At 36.4% G+C, this 19,353-nt stretch carries 15 protein-coding genes and 1 pseudogene; 6 read left to right on the top strand and 10 right to left on the bottom strand.

Annotated elements, in window-relative coordinates; all coding sequences use genetic code 11:
• Nucleotides 1-20: 20 nt before the first annotated feature.
• Nucleotides 21-338: a hypothetical protein gene (locus R4Z09_RS11755; protein ID WP_338452490.1), complete on the bottom strand. Its 318-nt coding sequence runs from the start codon at nucleotides 336-338 to the stop codon at nucleotides 21-23.
• 507 nt (nucleotides 339-845) lie between these two features.
• Nucleotides 846-2,141, bottom strand: a complete 1,296-nt coding sequence (locus R4Z09_RS11750) for an IS110 family transposase (protein ID WP_338452489.1) — start codon at nucleotides 2,139-2,141, stop codon at nucleotides 846-848.
• A gap of 235 nt (nucleotides 2,142-2,376) precedes the next feature.
• On the opposite strand from R4Z09_RS11750, the gene R4Z09_RS11745 reads away from it, so the two are divergent.
• Nucleotides 2,377-3,651, top strand: coding sequence for an IS110 family transposase (locus tag R4Z09_RS11745; RefSeq protein WP_338452480.1), 1,275 nt, complete (start codon nucleotides 2,377-2,379; stop codon nucleotides 3,649-3,651).
• Between the two features lie 557 nt (nucleotides 3,652-4,208).
• Here R4Z09_RS11745 and R4Z09_RS11740 read toward each other — a convergent pair.
• Nucleotides 4,209-4,364 carry a hypothetical protein gene (locus R4Z09_RS11740; RefSeq protein ID WP_338452488.1) on the bottom strand — a complete coding sequence of 52 codons (156 nt, stop codon included), beginning with the start codon at nucleotides 4,362-4,364 and terminating at the stop codon, nucleotides 4,209-4,211.
• Between the two features lie 292 nt (nucleotides 4,365-4,656).
• Between R4Z09_RS11740 and R4Z09_RS11735 the strand changes: the two genes are divergently transcribed.
• Nucleotides 4,657-5,166: a hypothetical protein gene (locus R4Z09_RS11735; RefSeq protein WP_338452487.1), complete on the top strand. Its 510-nt coding sequence runs from the start codon at nucleotides 4,657-4,659 to the stop codon at nucleotides 5,164-5,166.
• A 713-nt stretch (nucleotides 5,167-5,879) separates the two neighbouring features.
• Here R4Z09_RS11735 and R4Z09_RS11730 read toward each other — a convergent pair.
• The 3 genes and pseudogenes from R4Z09_RS11730 to R4Z09_RS11720 form a co-directional block, all read right to left on the bottom strand.
• Nucleotides 5,880-7,162, bottom strand: a pseudogene (locus R4Z09_RS11730) (IS110 family transposase).
• Between the two features lie 173 nt (nucleotides 7,163-7,335).
• Entirely contained in the window at nucleotides 7,336-7,725 is a 390-nt protein-coding gene (locus tag R4Z09_RS11725) for a VOC family protein (RefSeq protein WP_338452486.1), read from the bottom strand.
• 476 nt (nucleotides 7,726-8,201) lie between these two features.
• Nucleotides 8,202-8,807 (bottom strand): TetR/AcrR family transcriptional regulator, encoded by a 606-nt coding sequence (locus R4Z09_RS11720; protein ID WP_338452485.1) that lies wholly within the window; start codon nucleotides 8,805-8,807, stop codon nucleotides 8,202-8,204.
• Between the two features lie 197 nt (nucleotides 8,808-9,004).
• Between R4Z09_RS11720 and R4Z09_RS11715 the strand changes: the two genes are divergently transcribed.
• Nucleotides 9,005-10,177 carry an ABC transporter permease gene (locus R4Z09_RS11715; protein WP_338452484.1) on the top strand — a complete coding sequence of 391 codons (1,173 nt, stop codon included), beginning with the start codon at nucleotides 9,005-9,007 and terminating at the stop codon, nucleotides 10,175-10,177.
• 1,417 nt (nucleotides 10,178-11,594) lie between these two features.
• Here the strand turns inward: R4Z09_RS11715 and ltrA are convergent.
• From ltrA to R4Z09_RS11700, 3 genes are all read right to left on the bottom strand, one after another.
• Entirely contained in the window at nucleotides 11,595-12,839 is a 1,245-nt protein-coding gene (gene ltrA, locus R4Z09_RS11710) for a group II intron reverse transcriptase/maturase (protein ID WP_338452180.1), read from the bottom strand.
• A 517-nt stretch (nucleotides 12,840-13,356) separates the two neighbouring features.
• A complete protein-coding gene (locus tag R4Z09_RS11705; RefSeq protein WP_338452483.1) occupies nucleotides 13,357-13,860 on the bottom strand; it encodes a reverse transcriptase domain-containing protein in 504 nt (167 codons plus the stop codon).
• Complete coding sequence (locus R4Z09_RS11700; RefSeq protein WP_338452482.1) at nucleotides 13,803-14,144, bottom strand: hypothetical protein; 342 nt, start codon at nucleotides 14,142-14,144, stop codon at nucleotides 13,803-13,805. The genes R4Z09_RS11705 and R4Z09_RS11700 overlap by 58 nt, the downstream gene beginning before the upstream one ends.
• Before the next feature lie 829 nt (nucleotides 14,145-14,973).
• Here R4Z09_RS11700 and R4Z09_RS11695 point away from each other — a divergent pair.
• Nucleotides 14,974-15,435, top strand: a complete 462-nt coding sequence (locus R4Z09_RS11695; RefSeq protein WP_338452481.1) for a GNAT family N-acetyltransferase — start codon at nucleotides 14,974-14,976, stop codon at nucleotides 15,433-15,435.
• Nucleotides 15,436-15,648: 213 nt separating this feature from the next.
• Nucleotides 15,649-16,923 (top strand): IS110 family transposase, encoded by a 1,275-nt coding sequence (locus R4Z09_RS11690; protein WP_338452480.1) that lies wholly within the window; start codon nucleotides 15,649-15,651, stop codon nucleotides 16,921-16,923.
• A gap of 1,052 nt (nucleotides 16,924-17,975) precedes the next feature.
• On the opposite strand, the gene R4Z09_RS11685 is transcribed toward R4Z09_RS11690, so the two are convergent.
• Complete coding sequence (locus R4Z09_RS11685; protein WP_338452479.1) at nucleotides 17,976-18,164, bottom strand: hypothetical protein; 189 nt, start codon at nucleotides 18,162-18,164, stop codon at nucleotides 17,976-17,978.
• A gap of 119 nt (nucleotides 18,165-18,283) precedes the next feature.
• On the opposite strand from R4Z09_RS11685, the gene R4Z09_RS11680 reads away from it, so the two are divergent.
• Nucleotides 18,284-19,096: a DUF6161 domain-containing protein gene (locus R4Z09_RS11680; RefSeq protein ID WP_338452478.1), complete on the top strand. Its 813-nt coding sequence runs from the start codon at nucleotides 18,284-18,286 to the stop codon at nucleotides 19,094-19,096.
• Nucleotides 19,097-19,353: the final 257 nt, after the last annotated feature.

The raw sequence follows: 19,353 nt of genomic DNA, 5'->3' as shown, positions 1-19,353 counted from the left end.
CTCGTTAGTTCAACAAGAATCTATTTTTTAGTCTTAACAAGACGAGAGCCACCTTTTAATAAAAAGAAGACGCTTAATGCCCACAATATTCCTGCAATCGCTATACTCACTGAAGCTTCTTCTGAATCCATACCTGTTTCATAATCAAAGGTATTTATTGCAATGAGCAAGTTATATCCCGCAAAGGAGAATAAGATAATATGAATTAAAACATAAATAAAAGAACCTGTATCAAATTTTTGTCTCATCCAAAGACGAATTACAAAAAGTAATTGAACTAACATTACACTACCAAATCCCCAATTCAACATTCCGTAAACCTCTTCTTCTAAAAACATACGGTCACTTCCTCCAATGGATAGGGTATATGGAGAATTATAACATTAACTTCATTCATATGAAGCTTAGCTTCTTCAACTAAACTCCCTCAATAAACAAAGTGAAAACTCGTGTTTTCTCCAGTATTCTCAGTATTTTATAAAATGTTATTTTGATGTTACACTCTCGCCGTCGTGGTTGGATTTATCTTTTAAGGATAAATTTGGGCCATTGAAGCGAAAAGACTGATCGCTCACTAGCCACACACTTACAATAAATGGTGGATGAGTTAAAATATGATCGCACTGGTGGATCTCCACATATCTCATGGAGGTCAACCCTCCCATGCCTCACAGAGTCTTTGCTCTCAAATTCCTTCGTCCAACCTTTCCACGAGGTGGATGTCAGTCATGCTGCCCCACAGGGTCCTTGCCCGAAGTTTAGTTGCTTTGCTGACTAATCCGTGCTTCAAATGTACGAGACTTATAACACTAAAAATCCTTTTCTACTCTACTTTTCCTACTGAATTAAGCTGCTTTTTCAACTTCTATTTTTGCTCTCATATGAGGGATATCCTTTAACATTCTCTCTTCACTAAACTCAAATTGTTTCTTTCCAATCGCAAAGAGTATGCGTATTAGTTTATTACACAAGGCAATCAGAGACTGCATTTTCTTTAGAGGATTGTCCGGACGCTGCGTGTAATAGGCATGCAGAGCTTTAAAGGCCGAGTTCTTCGCGACCATAATCATACATACCCTGAAGAGGAGAGCCCTTAGCTTCTTTCTTCCCCTTTTTGTGATCTTTGTTCGCCCTTTATGCTTACCAGAAGTGTTCTCTTTCAAGCTTAATCCAGCTAACTTTATGATTTGTCTAGGGTGCGAATACTCTTGTAGATCTCCCACTTCTGCAAAGAAGCCGGCAACAGTATCTCTTCCCACTCCCTTGATGGCTAACATTTGCTGGACACCTGGGATATGTTCAATCAAGTTATCTATCTTCTGATCCAGTTCTTCGAACTTCTCTTGTATCAAGTCATATTTATCAAGCAGAGTGGCCAGTTCTAATTTGGCCATACCAGAACCTTGACAAAGTCCGATGGACTCTTTAGCTGCTTTTTTTAACTCTTGTATTTTGTTTAGTCCTACACTGCGACTAACTGCTTTCCATAAATGATCCAATAAGTATTGATCAGAGAAACGGATCAGTTCATGCGGTAAGGCCCCTAGCCTTAAAAACTGCAAGGCTGCTTTCCCTTCCCAACTCTTAAAGACAGTTAAAAACTCAGGAAAATAGCGGTCTAGCCAGTTGTGAATCTGGCCTTGTACCGTTTGAAGGTCATCAGTTAGGAGATCACGTATTTTTTTCGCCACACGGAGTTCTGCATAAACACCTTGTGGAATTGTTGGTTCAGCATATCTCCCGTCCTTGACCAGCTGTGCGATAACTTTAGCGTCTTTCACATCGTTTTTAGTCGGTGAGTTATCGTCGAGTTCCTTACTTTTCTTTACATGTAACGGGTTTACTGCCACAAATTTTATATCGTTTGCTTTTAGAATGTGGGCTAGGTTTAACCAATAGTGGCCCGTAGGTTCCATACCAACAACCACTTTATTCATGTGTTGTTCTTCTTTTATTTTGAGGATCCACTCCAGAAATATCTGAAATCCCTCCTTTGAATTCTCAAAAGAACAAGGAGATCCAAATTCTATTCCTCGGAAGTCCTGTGCTCGTGCCACATGCTTGAACTTCCCAATATCTACACCTATAATAAGAGTCAGAGAAGTAATTTGAGCAATCTTTTCATTTTGGTTATAATTCATTTTATAGGCCTCCTGGTAATTGAGTTTGTCCTTTTTGCGTGCCGGCTTTAGGACTCTCTCATTCTACCAAGAGGTTATTTTTTTGTTCAAACTCCATTTCCCTTCATTACAGGAATGCTGCTCCTTTAGAATTCCTGTAGACAGCTAATTATCAACTTTGAAAAAAATTAGGTCCCTTAGTAAGATATGAGTATAGACACCACTCTAACTCAAAACCTTAAGGAGGAACCCTAATATGAAGTTTAAGATGCAAGACAAACAAAATCAACTAATTGAGAGAATTTCAGATAAACACCTTGTGGTTGGTGTGGATATCGCCCAAGAATTACACGTAGCTAGAGCTGTAAATTTCCGTGGAATAATAGTCGGTGATCCTCTTACATTTGAAAATAATGAAGAGGGTTTTGCTAGATTACTTCAATGGATTAACCAGTTAAAAACCTTAAAAGGTTTTGCCTCTACTATTATCGGCATGGAACCTACAGGACATTACTGGGTTAACCTATCAAAATGGCTATATGACCAAGATATTGAAGCAGTAACTGTTAACCCACACCTCGTAAAAAAGAATAAGGAAAACCGTGATAATAGCCGATCTAAAAGTGATAAAAAAGATGCTCTTGTTATCGCTGATATGGTCAAGAATGGTTACTATTCCTTTATTCGTCCTACTTCTGAGGCCTTTGAAAAACTAAGAGTTTTAATGTCTAACCGTGACATGACGGTTAAACGATATGTCAGTGCTGTCAATCAAATAAACCGTTGGGTCGATATTGTTTTCCCCGAACTTCGGCAGGTATTCAAAGATGTTAAAGGCAAAGGGGCAATGGCAACTCTACGCTTATTCCCTACACCACTTGAACTACGTTCAATGAAAGCACCAGATATCGTTGTAGGCTGGAAAACCCAAATGAAGAGACAACCTGGGTTAAGAAAAGCACAAGTATTAATTGAATTAGCTATGCATTCAGTCGGAACTCGACAAGCACTTGATGCTTATAAACTCCATCTGGAACAATTAATTGAAGAGTTTGATCTAGCAACCGCGCAACTTGAGCGAGTTGAAAAGGAAGTCACTGAAGTCCTTAAACGAATACCTTTCGCAAGAAAGTTACTTGCCATTAAAGGGATTAGCGAAATTGCCCTTGCAGGCATTTTAGGAGAATCAGGAGATCTAAGTGGATTTGCACACGGGAATTCTTTATTGCGTCATGCTGGATTGCATCTTGCAGAGGCAAGTTCAGGTAAATGGAAAGGTCAAATTGTCCTCTCCAAACGTGGGAGATCTCGTTTACGGCGCTTCTTGTATTTAGCGACTATGAGTCTTGTCATGAACAACCCTGATTTTAAAGAGCTGCACGCTAACAATGTTAAAGTGAAAAAGATGAAGAAAATGAAATCAATTATGAAATTAATTCATAAACTCGCAAGAGTATTAGTAGGAATGGCCAGAAAGAATGATTCCTATCATCCTGAGAAGGTACAACCTATTATGTCAATAGCTGCCTAATGTTAAATTGATAAATAAATAATTACTTTAAGTTTAATACCTTTCGAATATTGGCTTATTCGTAGGATTTCAAAGAAAGTACGAGTACCGGATTTATTGTGCAAAAGGGCTCAGACCCGTTCCGTTAGAAAGACCGGCCTCTACCACTTGGATAGGTGTAACGAAGGAATGAGAGGGCATTGACCCGTTGAGACATGGGAGTGAAAACCTCCAGGGGTAGCGTGGAGAATACGTGCATTATATGGAAATCATTGGATTTATTACTGAATCCTTTATTTAAGTACGCCTTCATCCAGCCTTCATGTCAAAATCTCATTCAATCAATCCCATATGGTCATTTCAAGTGATTTGAAATCCTGCGAATTAGTGAGTATTTGAGAGATAATCGCATCTTACTGAGGGAGTTCAATAAAAAAAGAGCTATTCTCCTTCTTGAAGAATAGCACCCCGTTACTTGAACAAGAATTTTTATAAGGAGTAACTAACCTACCCCTTTTTGCATGTTATCTATCAACCACCTTCTATACAAGTTACAATAGAAATTCCAACAGCAGAATTTAATTCTTGAAGAAGTGAAATAATTTGTTTGTCTTCAACCAGTGAATATCTAATGTCTGTTTTATAAGTGGAATTTTATATTCTTTGAAAATATCTGCCTTAACTTCCCAAACTTCAACAATTACTTCTGGTGACATGTTAGAATGTATGACCATTTAGCATCCTCCTTTTTCTTTATTTCATCATTTCATTATTCAACTTAACCTGAACCGTTATACGAATAAGTGGGGTGATTTCACCATTATTTCAATAGTTCTTATATAAATATATATTCATAATATTTGTTTCCTGCGGTAAACTTTTGTTCGCGAAGGAAACATTTTATTCAGTACTGCATACGATTAATTAGGAAAATACCTAAATAACTTAAGTGAATTTTTTTAGTCAAAAGTTTGCCTAAGGTAAAAATTTTTTCGAGGGAAAAAGAAACTAAGGAGGACTTTTTAAATGAAAGTAATGAAAGATATAAGATTGTTTCCATCTCTTATTGTTTTAATGCGTGTTCTTTTCGGATTAGGTTGGTTGTTAGCAGGAGTGACCAAAATCACCGAAAAGTTATGGTTTAAAGAACCAGGTTTATTTTTGAATGATTATCTAATAAATTCATTACAACTCCCGCATGTCCCAACCTTTTATAAAATTTTCATAGAAAATATAACTTTAGAACATTTGATGGTTTTGAACTACGTTATCCCAATAGTCCAGATTATACTTGGCATATTCCTCATAGCAGGTTTATTTACCATACCTTCTATCCTTGCTTGTCTCTTTATGCACATTAACTTTATCCTTTCTGGAAATATGAACCTGATAAGTCTTATTCTTTATACAAGTGCATTTTCACTAATTATTTTCAGGACAGATGTATATCACTTAAGTCTCGATAAGTATTTTAATTTATCTACTCTATCGCACCTGAAGCGAAACAAAAGAGAAAAAAACGTCTTAATGCCATAAAATAAAGAAAGAATATCTATTAACTCATAAAGTCGATTTTTATTTAATGATTGTACCAATCCAATAAAGTAACCCTAAAATATTAAACAATACAAAAACGTATAATAAAATTTTAGTTACTTTCAACATTATCTCCCCATACTACGTTTAGCTAACAGTAACATTATAAAATCTTTTTAGATTTTGTTGAATATAAAGCCGTCATTATTATCAGTGACGGTTTTATATTATTCTTCATTCATCTGGAATTTATATCCTTAGATTTCAATTACCAAAATATCAATTTTTCTTATTCCACTAATCTCCCTCTATATAGAAAGGAGAATATCTCAATTTCTCTTGTTTTCTCCGAATTACGCAGTAGTCTGTTTGAAAATTTATTTGAATATTGGAAGAGTTGTGTACTAAAGGATAATTTTGGGGGCAAAGTGAAAAAACAATTAATAGTTACCAAACCAACCTTATCCTAAAGGTGGATATATAGGTAAAGAATGGTCGCACTGGTGGATCTCCACATTTCTCATGGAGGTCAACCCTCCCATTTCTCACAGAGTCTTTGCTCCAAAATTCCTTCGTCCAACCTTTCCATGAGGTGGATGTCAGTCATGCTGCCCGACAGGGTCTTTGCCCGTACTTTAGTTGTTTTACTGACTAATCCGTGCTTCAAAAGTTTATAACAATTAACCTACTAAATAATCCCGATGAAAAGAAAATTAAGCTGCTGCTTTCTGTAATGCCACCATATGAGGAATGTCCCTTAACATACGTTCCTCACTAAATTCACACTGTTTTTTACCGATCGTGAACAGAATCCGTATGAGCTTATTACAAATTGCGATTAGAGATTGCATCTTCTTCAAAGGGTTATTTGGGCGTTTTGTAAAATACTCATGTAAGGCTTTAAACGCAGTATTTTTAGCCACCAAAGGCATTGCTACTCGAAAAAGGAGAGCTCTTAAGGTCTTCCTTCCTCTCTTTGTAATTTTGGTTTGCCCTTTATGCTTTCCAGAGGCTTTAGACTAAGCCCAGCTAATTTGATAATTTGTCTTGGGTGTGAGTAGTAAGTTAAATCTCCTACCTCTGAGAAAAACCCTGCAATTGTGTCTTTCCCTATTCCCTTAATCGCCAACATTTGTTCAACACCTGGAATCTGTTCAAGAAGTTTATCTATATTTGATTCAAGTTCTTCGAACTTTTTAATGATTAGTTCATATTTGTCTATTAACGCGCGAAGCTCTAATTTAGCCATATCAGAACCTTCACGAATGCCAATAGAAACCATTGCCACCTGCTTTAGTTCTTTTATTTTACTGAGTCCCACTGCACGTTTAACAGCTTTTCGAAGATGTTCAAGCATCTCTTGTTCCGAAAGATTCACTATTTCATGTGGCAATAAATTTAATTTTAATAATTGTATTGCAGCCTTACCTTCCCAATCTTTAAAAACGGTTAGGAATTCAGGAAAATAGCGGTCTATCCAATTATGGATTTGCCCTTGAACTGCTTGAAGATCAACAATCAAGAGATCACGTATTTTTCGAGCCACTCGAAGTTCTGCGTAAACTCCTTGTGGTATATTAGGTTCAGCATATCTCCCGTCTTTGACCAACTGTGCAATAACTCTTGCATCCTTTACATCATTTTTAGTTGGAGAAGTATCATCTAACTCTTTACTCTTCTTTACATGCATAGGATTTACGACTACAAACTTGATATTATTTTCCTTAAGAAAGTAGGCTAAATTAAGCCAATAATGACCTGTCGGCTCCATTCCTACGATCACTTTTTCCATTTTGTTTTGGTCCATTAAGTTTTTAACCCACTCTATGAAACCGTTAAAGCTAGATTTAGTATTTTCAAAGTATAAGGGTGCTGAGAATTCTAAACCCCTAATGTCTTGGGCTCTTGCCACATGCTTGTATTTAGCAATATCAACACCTATAATTAATGTTTGAGAAGTAATTTGAGCAATTTTTTTATTTTGGTTATAATTCATTTAAATAGCCTCCTGGTAGTATGTTTATGTCCTTTTTGCCGCCAAGCTTGGGACACTCATATCTTACCAAGGGGCTTTTTTATGTTCAAACCCAATATTTCTTCATTACAGGAATGCTGCCCGTTACTTCAATAAGAAAAGCCTCCCGTATTGGAAGCCTTTTATCTTTTTATTTATAAATCTTTCTGGTCAACATTTAGTTCAATCAAATTACCATCTGGATCTGCACAGAAAATTTGAGCGAATCCACTTTTTCCGTACGGTTTTTCAATGATTTCAACTTCATTTTGTTTTAACCATGTAAGAGTGTCATAGTAGTTCTCGACTCTAAGAGCAAAGTGACCTTCTCTACTGGATATGCTTTTATCCTCCCGAATCGTCTGTGAAGAGGGATCGACTATCAAGTGGATTTGCTTTCCCTCTATTTCATACCAGGCACCCGCAAAATCAAAATCAGGACGAGGTATTTCTTTTAAACATAAAGTATTCCCATAGAAATCTTTTGCTCTTTTCAAATTTGTGACGGTAAGACTTACATGATGGAGGCATTTATATTTAATCAAAACCTTCACTTCTTTCATTTCAATTTATTTAATTTTCACTTTAGTCGTTTCCGACTAAGATGAACAACTCGGACCGCAAACGAAGCACTTTGAATGAACAGCTTGATTATGTAAATTAAACAATTCGACAACTAGATACATAATCCCTTTTCCACCTTTACCGCTCCTCTAGCTAAATGCAGCAGCAACCCCCACTGTTGAACAAACGCACCCCTATAGTTTAAGACTTTCCTTTTCAGAAATACCTTTTTGTATTGTAACTTTATTGATTTCAACACCCTTTTGAGGAGGGTCAGTCAATGTGATATGAATTCTATCATAGGGAACATCTCCATGATGCCCGTCGTAATTGTACTGAGATAATAAAGTTGTTTAAAAAACGCCAGTCATGTTATTCAACAATCGGGACGTTTTAGGAAGTGGTTGTGCCTTTACATTTTCTATTTTGTCAGGCAAATGAACCAAACCTACATTGTTTAAACGATTCTATACCCAATCATACTTAGTGGCCCCTTGGTTATGATTTTTTTCAGATTCTCCGCCATATACTCTGGGGAATATCGATTTTCTGTATTAAGCCACCATTCTATAACTCCGATATACGCAGAACTAATGTATTTTATGAGAAAATCTGCAGGTATCTCTAATGTATTTAAATCTCCAACGAAGGCGGTAAAATTTGCTTTAAATTTATCAAAAAGAAGCTTTTCCACTCCGTGAGAGAAATTAGGTATCCCATTTGGACCAAACATAATCTTGTAAAAATCAAGGTTCTTTTCAATATTTTCAAAGACACTTATTAATGTTAACTCAATCCTTTTTCCATCGAGCTCTTTATTTTTGAGGTGAAAAGGGTTATGGATTTTCGTGATTAACTCCTTTAAATAAGTGTCACAAACTTGGTCGAGTAAGTCATATTTATCCTGGTAATGCAAATAAAATGTAGCTCTATTAATAAAAGCCTCATCAGCAATATCCTGTATGGTAATGGCACCGAATCCTTTTTTCTGAATTAGTGTCAGGAATGCTTCTTTAATTATTTTTTTTGTTCTCAGCACTCGAAGGTCCGTCTTTTTCCCCATTTTTCCACTTCCCTTAATGTTTCATGTAAAATAATCAACAATTTCTAAAGGTCTGTCGTTTAATTAACAGCTCAACTTATTTTGCTCATTGAATAGCTGACGTTATTTTCTATAATGGCATTATATACAACACTGTATTAAATATACAACACTGTATTAAATATTCAATACAGTGTCAATAAAAAGGGGGACATTAAATGGGACGTTTTTTCAAAAATAAAATGCTTTGGATAGGCTTAGGAATTAACATTCTTGTGGCTAGTATATTTACTTTCGCTTTCATGGGCTCTATGGTAAATCCAACTCCAAAAGAACTTCCGATAGCGGTAGTAGTGGAAGATGAGGGAGCTAAGCTACCAAATGGGGAGAATTTCAATTTAGGCGCAACTTTCGCTAAGGAAATTCAAAAAAGAGATACTTCAAGTGTTAAGTGGAAAATACTGAAGACAAAAGTGGCAGCATTGGAAGCAATGAATGAGAAAGAAGTGTACGCTGCCATTGTTTTGCCCCGGGACTTATCAAAGAATATATTCTCTCTATTAACCATCAATCCAACTAAACCATCGACAACGATAATTATTAATGAAGGAATGAATCTCGGCGGGGCAAACCTGGCATTACAAATTGCCAATAGCGTATTAATAACATTCAACCAACAAATCGAAGCGCAATTATATACACAAATCGCTGAAATGAAGGTACCCATTTCGCTTGATATGGCAAAAATAATCTCTAACCCAGTTAGCGTTGAAACGGAAAAAATAAATCCGGTTGGTTCCAACAGCGCGAATGGGAATACACCTGCTCTGTTCACTCAAATATTGTGGATGGCAACCTTTATCAGTTCGATGATTTTGTTTACCCTCCTAAAAAAAGGAACGGAAGGCAGTTGGACGTTAAAGAGTTTTGCGAGCCAAATTATTGCCGGTGTTCTATATGTAGTGTTCATCAGTGGTGTTATTTTTCTCCTAACAATAAGGGTGTTGGAGGTCAGCGTTTCGAATGAAGGGGAATTGTTTATCATGTTGGTCTTTATCGGCCTTTGTTTCTTCTTTATTCAGAATACTTTATTGAACTGGATAGGCTATCCGGCTGCACCGCTCATTATCTTATTGTTCTTCTTTTCCACACCGATTTTAACGATGGCACCTGAGCTGCTACCTAATGTAACTAGGGACTATCTTTATACATGGGTTCCATTTCGTTTTAGCTTAGAAAGTTTTATGGATCTGTTGTTTTTTGATAAGGGTTTGTTTGAAAATGGAATAGGGACGATTGGAGTGATTGGGCTAATTTCTTTATGTTTAATGGGATTTGCCATCCTTAAGCCTGTTAAGAAACGTCATGTGGGTGCCTCTGAAAAAATGTAGCAGGAATCGGTTCAAAATGCACGCCTATTATGGTGCCTGATACTTCTTGATTATTCTTGTTTCACGAGAAAAAAGCTCAAATACTTATTATGTTTAAAGGATAGCGCTTATTTTCATTGGGTCATATAATTGAACAACACATCTAACGGGTAGCTTTAGTGAAAGAAGAATTAATTGATTTTTAAAATTTGGATTATGTTTTAGTTATTCCATTATAGAGCGCTATTATGGAATAAAACTTAGATTTTTAAACGACTTTATTGTTATTTTTTCGTTTGGTGAAGTATTTTTTATCAAAAATTAAACAACTTTGTTTTACCCCCGTCCTAATTTTAGGACGGGGGTATACGTGTTTGAGGTTTTAAAATTAAATAACTTTATTGTCACTCTACAGTAATTTAACGCACCTGCATTAACGATATGTCTGCGAGTATCACCTTCTATTCTTTCGATTTTATCTATTTTGGGACACAGGATAAAATCCGAATAGGTTTGGTCGAGATAAGAATGGTATCTTGTATATAATGTTTCTTCAAGCAATTCATTTTTGGGAACTCCATTCCATACTACCAAGAGTAATCCAACAAACACTATGACTATTCTTTTCACGAACTATTACCACCTCTGGACTATTCTTCCTAAATGATAATTCCCTTATTCTGCTAGTCGAGTAGAAGGGAATCTCTCTACCTCACGGTAGATTGTATTCCTCTTCCCTCACAGAACCGTGCTTGCGCAATTAACGCACACGGCTCCTCCTAGTTATCATTCACATAATGTAGCTAATCTCTTTTCTTAAGTCATATATGTTAACCTTAATTTTGCGTAAGGTAATGGGTATTTATTAAGAAAGAGTCTGAATTTATCCCAATTAAATGATTTCCTTTGACTTCTTCTATTGAGCCATTTATACAGTAAGTATCCGATTTTGTCTCTGAATTTGTTTACACTTTGGGTATTATCTGTGATGCAATAATAATTGTAATAACCTATAAGAGAGCGTCTAAATCTATCCATAATGATATGAATATCTTTATTTCTATTAATCTTCAACCATTGCTTAGATTCTTTGAGTTTGCCTTGGACTTTCTTCCTACTTGACTTCCGTTTCACTCGGAACTTACCTTGTTTGCTTTTCCCACAATAGTGTGTAAAACCTAGGAATTCAAAGGTTGAGGGTTTACTGTTTCCCTTTTGTTTTGCATCTTTCTCCGCAAACCTTCCGAAAGGAATAATTTTAGTTTTATCCTCAGCTATTTCTAAGTTAAATTTCTTTAGTCTCAATTTTAATGATTCAAAGAATTGTTCAGCTTCACTTTTAGATTGAAAACAACAAACAAGGCAAGTAGACCACTGGAACCTCCCCAGTAGCCCCTCTCAGAACCGGACGTGAACCTCTCAGCTCATCCGGCTCCCATTATTCAGCCGTAGGTTTAATGCCTATTTCCCAATGTTTAAATAACTTGGGATTCTGATTTGCAATTCTACCTAAGAAATGTTCTGCTCTTTTCTTGTGACGAGCTAACCTTTTGTATTTCTTTCTTGCCCACATTATTAAGGCTTTGTTGATGTGCCTTAATGTTGGGTACATTTCTGATTTGTAGAATTTTCCATAGAAATTTATCCATCCTATTATCTTTGAGTTAAACATATTTGATAGGTCAGTAAGGTCCTTATCAGCTTTTAACTGTAGCTTCCAATCCCTTACTTTTTGTCGAATTGATTTCTTAGATTTGCTACTAATCGCTGGTGTGAAGTTAATAAAATGCTTTCCCCATCTATTCTTAGAACGTCTTGGCCTGAACGTATATCCTAGAAAATCAAACGAAATATTTTCGTGATATTCTTTCCTATCTGAGTCTTTACAATATACAATTCTTGTTTTATTTGGATGTAGTTCAAGTTTACATTCGTTCATCCTATTACTTAATGATTCAAGCAGTCTTATTGCCTCAGCTTCTGACTTGCAGTGAATGACAGCATCATCTGCATATCTCGCAAATTGATTATTAGGATGGTTAATTGTCATCCATTTATCAAATGTGTAGTGTAGAAATAGGTTCGCAAGAACTGGACTTATGACTCCACCTTGCGGTGTGCCAGAAGTACGTTCTTTTACTCCTTCTTTTGTTTGAAAAGGTGCCTTTAGCCATCTTTCAATGTATAGCTTCACCCATTTAATACTTGTGTGTTTTTCCACTGCTTTCATTAATAACCCATGATCAATGTTGTCGAATAAGCCCTTAATATCAAATTCCAGAACCCAATTGTATCTCCAACATCTTTTACGAGTTATTTCCAATGCTTGAATGGGACTTTTATTTGGTCTATAACCAAAAGAGTCCTCATGAAAGAAAGGTTCCACTGAGGGTTCAAAATACAGTTTCACAACCATTTGTGCAATTCTATCTGTAACAGTTGGAATTCCTAGTGTCCTAGTGCCACCAGCTTTCTTAGGAATCTCTACAGCTTTAACTGCTGGTGGAAAGTAACTTCCTGAGGACATTCTGTTCCACAGTTTGTAGAGATTATCCTTTAGATTCACTTCAAATTCCTCTATTGACTCATGATCAATTCCAGCTGACCCCTTGTTTGCTTTTACTCTAAGAAAGGCTTCATAAACTGCCTTTTTGGATATATTGTACGACTTTGTCTTATTCATAAGTTCCTCCCAATTTAATGGTTGACCTGTTAATAAAACTGAATAACATAACCCCTTTGCTCCATCTCCGTTAGGAGGTTTCATAGCTACTACGAGTTATTCCGCCCCTATACATGGCATTGGTACTTTGATTCTTGTGGGGCTTCCACTTAAATCTCTCCCTTGGCATCCATGTCGTAGGTTCCCACGTTCCACACTCAAGCCTATATTAAGTTCACGCCGCCTTTATACCGGTCACCGAACGGACAGTAAACAGGTTCCCTCCGAACTTATCCCGAGTTAACGACTCCCCCTCAGTTTTGATGACATCCTTACGCTTTCGATACTTCTTCAGCGGTTCAGTGGTTTTCGTCTCCTTAATACGTACCTGACAGAGTCTTGCTCTGCCTTTTCCCTAACGCTCAATACCATAGCTTTTGACTACAGCACCATAGGGTGGTTTGCAATCTCTACCTGTATAGCGATTGCGAGAGGCCTACTCTCATCTCAAGTGCAGCATAGCTTATTTGGTGTGCCGTTAGGCACACTTTCCTTGCTTTCGTGGCACACAATCATCTGCATATCTCACTATGTATGCTTGTCCTTTGCACTGTTTTCTTACCCTTTTCTCAAACCATAGATCTAGGACGTAATGGAGGTAAACGTTAGCTAATATCGGAGATATTACTCCACCTTGCGGTGTGCCATTATCTGTCTTGTATTTCTTTCCTTCCTCCATATATCCGCCTTTAAGAAACCTACCAATTAATCTTAGGAGGTTAGGGTCAGAGATTCGCAGTTTTAAGAACTCCATCATCCATGTGTGGTCAACGTTGTCGAAGAATCCTTTGATATCTACATCTACTATATAATTTACTGATCTCTTTTCAATGTAATAGTTCAGTATTTTCAAAGCATCATGGCAATTACGGTTTGGACGGAATCCAAAGGAACAGTCTAGAAAATCATTCTCATAGATCGTATTTAGTATCTTTGTAATGCCTTTTTGTACAACTTTATCTTCATGTTCTGGTATTCCCAATGGTCTTTTTTTGTCTGAATTGAGCTTTGGAATATAATTCTCCTTACTGGAACAGGACGATAACTTTTGCTTTTAAGCCTATTTACTAAATCCTCTATGTTTTCTTTAAGATTTTCACTGTATTGCTCTTTAGTTGTACCATTAACCCCAGTTGCCTTTTTGTTAGGTAACTCATGATGACATTGAATTAGTGATTGCTCATTTAATAAATGCGCAAGAGATGTAAATTTCATTTTAGGATCAGATTTTGCAAATTCTGCTATCCTTAGTAGTTTTGTTTCCATTTATTATCCCTACCTCTGTGTGTAGTAAATGTGTCCCTAGTAAGGGTGATAACTGGTAGCTAGCCTTTCCTCCATTGGCATTACCCAACTTCATTGGTACTACGCTGCTATCCGACTCCCTAATCGGCATTTGGTTTCCTTACTTTGTATCGCTTGTACACCATACTCTTCTAACAAGAAAAGACCGATAGGGTCTCCCGAGTTGCCGTATCATATCAATGTGTAACGTGCCAAGGTCTCTGACCCCAGAGAGGTTCCATTCTTCTTGCCATTACGAATAATGAAATGTTGCTTTCTGTCGCAGTTAAAACATCAGCCCTCTCGATTTACTAACATTATGGGGCTCAATCCCTTCAACCATATGGCTTTCGGCCCATTACCTAACTGTCTACGCTTAAAGACTAAAGTTACCTTTAGCCCTCCAAGACTCGCTACGAGTGAATGGCTAGTTCTTGCTCGACGGGAATCCCACCCGTTATATGATACGACCTATGCTCGGCCGCACAACTGCACCGTTAGCCATCCATGCAGCCGAACTGCACCACAAAAAATGAAAATGGTTAAGAACTGTCAATACTGATATTGACCATAATCCAGTCACGCCCTCCTCTTTTTTTTGACGATTGAGCAGGGTCTTCTTAAGTATTGCCTTTTTTCATATCTGAAGGAAACTTATTTTCATGGTAGTTAAAGAAGAATTAATATAAAAAGAGAAGCACATTTTTCGAGCGTAAGTCCTTATTTTTGATAGCTGAGAAACTTTATCATTTAATTAAACAATGTGGCAGATGTTCATATAATGACAGAAATGACGTAAGAGGTGGGGAAATTGGAATTTAAGATAATACCATCAAAGCTTGCGGAAGCAAAGGAATTGTTAAAGATTCAAAAAGAAGCGTTTCATTCAGATTTAATCAAATATAAGGATTATCATACAAGTCCTGCAACTGAGTCATTGGATTACTTTTTTTTTAGAATGCAAAATTCTTTGCACTATTCTATTTTCGTTGAGGGCAGGCTTGCAGGCGGAATTTGTCTTGTAAAGCAAACAAAAGATCATAATTATTTGTATCGAATTTTCCTTGGCTCTGAATTTCAAAATAAAGGATTGGGATCAAAAATTTTACAGGATTTAGAAAGGCAATTCCCTAAAGTTAAAAAGTGGACACTTGATACACCCAAGGACAACCGTAGAAATCGCCATTTTTATGAAAAATTTGGCTATAAAAAAACAGGGGAGCAACAAATTAACGAATACTTAACTCTTATTAATTATGAAAAGATTCTTTAACGTTTTTTAAGGCTCCTTTTATTAAAATTGATATTCTCAAAAATAAAGTCCCTATTCGTAAAAGTTCACAATAAATCACGAAATCATTAACTAAACTGCTTCGTCAGAATTCCTGTAGACAGCTAATTATCAACTTTGAAAAAAATTAGGTCCCTTAGTAAGATATGAGTATAGACACCACTCTAACTCAAAACCTTAAGGAGGAACCCTAATATGAAGTTTAAGATGCAAGACAAACAAAATCAACTAATTGAGAGAATTTCAGATAAACACCTTGTGGTTGGTGTGGATATCGCCCAAGAATTACACGTAGCTAGAGCTGTAAATTTCCGTGGAATAATAGTCGGTGATCCTCTTACATTTGAAAATAATGAAGAGGGTTTTGCTAGATTACTTCAATGGATTAACCAGTTAAAAACCTTAAAAGGTTTTGCCTCTACTATTATCGGCATGGAACCTACAGGACATTACTGGGTTAACCTATCAAAATGGCTATATGACCAAGATATTGAAGCAGTAACTGTTAACCCACACCTCGTAAAAAAGAATAAGGAAAACCGTGATAATAGCCGATCTAAAAGTGATAAAAAAGATGCTCTTGTTATCGCTGATATGGTCAAGAATGGTTACTATTCCTTTATTCGTCCTACTTCTGAGGCCTTTGAAAAACTAAGAGTTTTAATGTCTAACCGTGACATGACGGTTAAACGATATGTCAGTGCTGTCAATCAAATAAACCGTTGGGTCGATATTGTTTTCCCCGAACTTCGGCAGGTATTCAAAGATGTTAAAGGCAAAGGGGCAATGGCAACTCTACGCTTATTCCCTACACCACTTGAACTACGTTCAATGAAAGCACCAGATATCGTTGTAGGCTGGAAAACCCAAATGAAGAGACAACCTGGGTTAAGAAAAGCACAAGTATTAATTGAATTAGCTATGCATTCAGTCGGAACTCGACAAGCACTTGATGCTTATAAACTCCATCTGGAACAATTAATTGAAGAGTTTGATCTAGCAACCGCGCAACTTGAGCGAGTTGAAAAGGAAGTCACTGAAGTCCTTAAACGAATACCTTTCGCAAGAAAGTTACTTGCCATTAAAGGGATTAGCGAAATTGCCCTTGCAGGCATTTTAGGAGAATCAGGAGATCTAAGTGGATTTGCACACGGGAATTCTTTATTGCGTCATGCTGGATTGCATCTTGCAGAGGCAAGTTCAGGTAAATGGAAAGGTCAAATTGTCCTCTCCAAACGTGGGAGATCTCGTTTACGGCGCTTCTTGTATTTAGCGACTATGAGTCTTGTCATGAACAACCCTGATTTTAAAGAGCTGCACGCTAACAATGTTAAAGTGAAAAAGATGAAGAAAATGAAATCAATTATGAAATTAATTCATAAACTCGCAAGAGTATTAGTAGGAATGGCCAGAAAGAATGATTCCTATCATCCTGAGAAGGTACAACCTATTATGTCAATAGCTGCCTAATGTTAAATTGATAAATAAATAATTACTTTAAGTTTAATACCTTTCGAATATTGGCTTATTCGTAGGATTTCAAAGAAAGTACGAGTACCGGATTTATTGTGCAAAAGGGCTCAGACCCGTTCCGTTAGAAAGACCGGCCTCTACCACTTGGATAGGTGTAACGAAGGAATGAGAGGGCATTGACCCGTTGAGACATGGGAGTGAAAACCTCCAGGGGTAGCGTGGAGAATACGTGCATTATATGGAAATCATTGGATTTATTACTGAATCCTTTATTTAAGTACGCCTTCATCCAGCCTTCATGTCAAAATCTCATTCAATCAATCCCATATGGTCATTTCAAGTGATTTGAAATCCTGCGAATTAGTGAGTATTTGAGAGATAATCGCATCTTACTGAGGGAGTACAATAAGAAAAAAAGGGAGTGCCATTGCCGCAGCAGTCCCCTTCTTAAACTCTAGCACCCTTTAGCTTAAGAAGGGTACGTAGATTTTTTAGTTGTCCTTTTAATTCAACTAACTTGTGTTCAATAAAAGGATCGATTTCTTCAGGTAATTGATCTAATTTAAAAAATTGGGCTTCTATTCCTTGATTACTATCAGGAGTTATTTCTCCCTCGTACTCGGTACATAAATAACCAATCGCAACCGTTTGATACTCATCTCCACTTTCCTCGACACGATTTATTAATTCCTTGCCTGAATAGACACCAAATAATTTTAACGCCTTTATCTTGATGCCTTATTTCTTCTTAGACATTTCGTGTAATACACTCTTCAACTGACTCATTTAATTGCATTATTCCACCAGGAATCCCCCAAGTTGCTTCTGAATATCTACTTAATAAAATTTCAACGATTAATGATAGCTACACTTGGTCGAACAATTATTAGTGGAGAATTCCCAATCATTTCTCTCATATTTTCGCAATAACCTATAAATACCCCCGATAATAAAATTCTTTATTAAAGTGACCGCACCTATTTACTTGATGCAAATATGTATCCAAGGAGTAACCTACTCTCTTTTAGATGGCATTTGTCAGCCACCCTCTACGCAAGTTGTATTGAAATTCCCACTACATTGTTTAATTCAATTAATAATAATTGAAAAAGGTTGTCGTTAACTAATACTTGCAATGTCTTTTCTGTAATTGGAACATTGTATTTTTGAAAAACCTCAACTGTTTCTTCCCACACTTCGGTTATAGCCTTTGAAGTCATATTTGATTGAATTACCACAAAAAATAACCTCCTTTTATCTTCATATTACCATTTTTTCTTCAACTATCCTGCCACGTTTGTTCAATAAGAATTTTTTAGTTAGTGAATAATCTGCGCCAAAACAGGGTTATCCTCCAATGTCCGGCGTAAACTTTAATGACAAAGAGATGCTGACTGGAGTTTTTTATGGTTTTGCATTGGAAAATCCTGAGGTTTCGAACACATTAACAGATGATGAAAAAGATGCAAGACAAGGTTCTATTGATTCACTACAAGAATTGGTTAATCAGACAATGGCTGGAATATCCGATGAGACACAAAGAGTAAAGGAGCTTTCCGGAGTTGAAACAACAAAGATTCAAGAAGTACAAGCTACGTTTAAAACCGAAACAGATAAATTATTGACTGATGCCGAGGTAAAAATTAAAGAGTTAGAAGATCTTTATACCGAGAAACTAAGACTTTCAGCCCCTGCAGAATACTGGAAGACTAATAAAAGTAGTTATCAAAAAACAGGTTTAATTTGGACAGGTTTGGCAATTCTTATTACCGCTGCTTTTTTAGGGGTAATCAGCAATTTGATTTTCAAAATCGAAAAGCAGGAATCTGTATTGAAGGCCGTTAAAACAGTAAACTTTGATACATTAAAATTTGGAATATTAATAACCGTTTTTATTTCTGTAGGAATTTTTCTTGTCAATTTCTTAATTAAACTAGCAATCAGTGCGTTCCACTTATCAAGGGATGCCAATGAAAGATTACAATTAACGCACTTATATTTAGCATTATTAAATGAAAAAGGAGTAACTACTGAGGAACGGTCAATTGTTTTGCAGTCATTATTTAGTAGAGCAGATACCGGACTACTTAAAGGCGATAGCTCACCTACAATTCCAGACAATGGATTAGTAAATAAAAAGGACCAGTTAAGGTCCTTTTTATGTTTATGATATATATGCATGTTGCTTCTCTTTTTTGTTACATTAACCTGCACCGTTAGAAGCAAAAAAGATCGCCGCAGCGATCCATCTTGACTATCGCACCCTTTAGTTTAAGTGCGTTTATTCACAAACTTATCCTTTTTACAGTTCATTTATTACAGGAATGCTGTTTTGTTTGTAAAAAAACGACTGCTCTTATTTGCAATCGCCCTCGTTAGTTCAACAACTACATTTTTTATTGCATATGATGTTCGAGCTATGCAACA

The sequence above is a fragment of the Niallia oryzisoli genome (assembly GCF_036670025.1).
Taxonomy (GTDB): Bacteria; Bacillota; Bacilli; order Bacillales; family Cytobacillaceae; genus Bacillus_BD; species Bacillus_BD oryzisoli.
The sequence above is the reverse complement of the archived record's forward strand: the minus strand, read 5'-3'. Positions and strand labels throughout refer to the sequence as shown.

What these genes read in the sequence shown, in the direction of transcription:
- R4Z09_RS11755 (WP_338452490.1), bottom strand. Translation starts at nt 338, where the DNA reads ATGTTTTTAGAAGAAGAGGTTTACGGAATGTTGAATTGGGGATTTGGT.
- R4Z09_RS11750 (WP_338452489.1), bottom strand. Translation starts at nt 2,141, where the DNA reads ATGAATTATAACCAAAATGAAAAGATTGCTCAAATTACTTCTCTGACT.
- R4Z09_RS11745 (WP_338452480.1), top strand. Translation starts at nt 2,377, where the DNA reads ATGAAGTTTAAGATGCAAGACAAACAAAATCAACTAATTGAGAGAATT.
- R4Z09_RS11740 (WP_338452488.1), bottom strand. Translation starts at nt 4,364, where the DNA reads ATGGTCATACATTCTAACATGTCACCAGAAGTAATTGTTGAAGTTTGG.
- R4Z09_RS11735 (WP_338452487.1), top strand. Translation starts at nt 4,657, where the DNA reads ATGAAAGTAATGAAAGATATAAGATTGTTTCCATCTCTTATTGTTTTA.
- R4Z09_RS11720 (WP_338452485.1), bottom strand. Translation starts at nt 8,807, where the DNA reads ATGGGGAAAAAGACGGACCTTCGAGTGCTGAGAACAAAAAAAATAATT.
- R4Z09_RS11715 (WP_338452484.1), top strand. Translation starts at nt 9,005, where the DNA reads ATGGGACGTTTTTTCAAAAATAAAATGCTTTGGATAGGCTTAGGAATT.
- ltrA (WP_338452180.1), bottom strand. Translation starts at nt 12,839, where the DNA reads ATGAATAAGACAAAGTCGTACAATATATCCAAAAAGGCAGTTTATGAA.
- R4Z09_RS11700 (WP_338452482.1), bottom strand. Translation starts at nt 14,144, where the DNA reads ATGGAAACAAAACTACTAAGGATAGCAGAATTTGCAAAATCTGATCCT.
- R4Z09_RS11690 (WP_338452480.1), top strand. Translation starts at nt 15,649, where the DNA reads ATGAAGTTTAAGATGCAAGACAAACAAAATCAACTAATTGAGAGAATT.
- R4Z09_RS11680 (WP_338452478.1), top strand. Translation starts at nt 18,284, where the DNA reads ATGTCCGGCGTAAACTTTAATGACAAAGAGATGCTGACTGGAGTTTTT.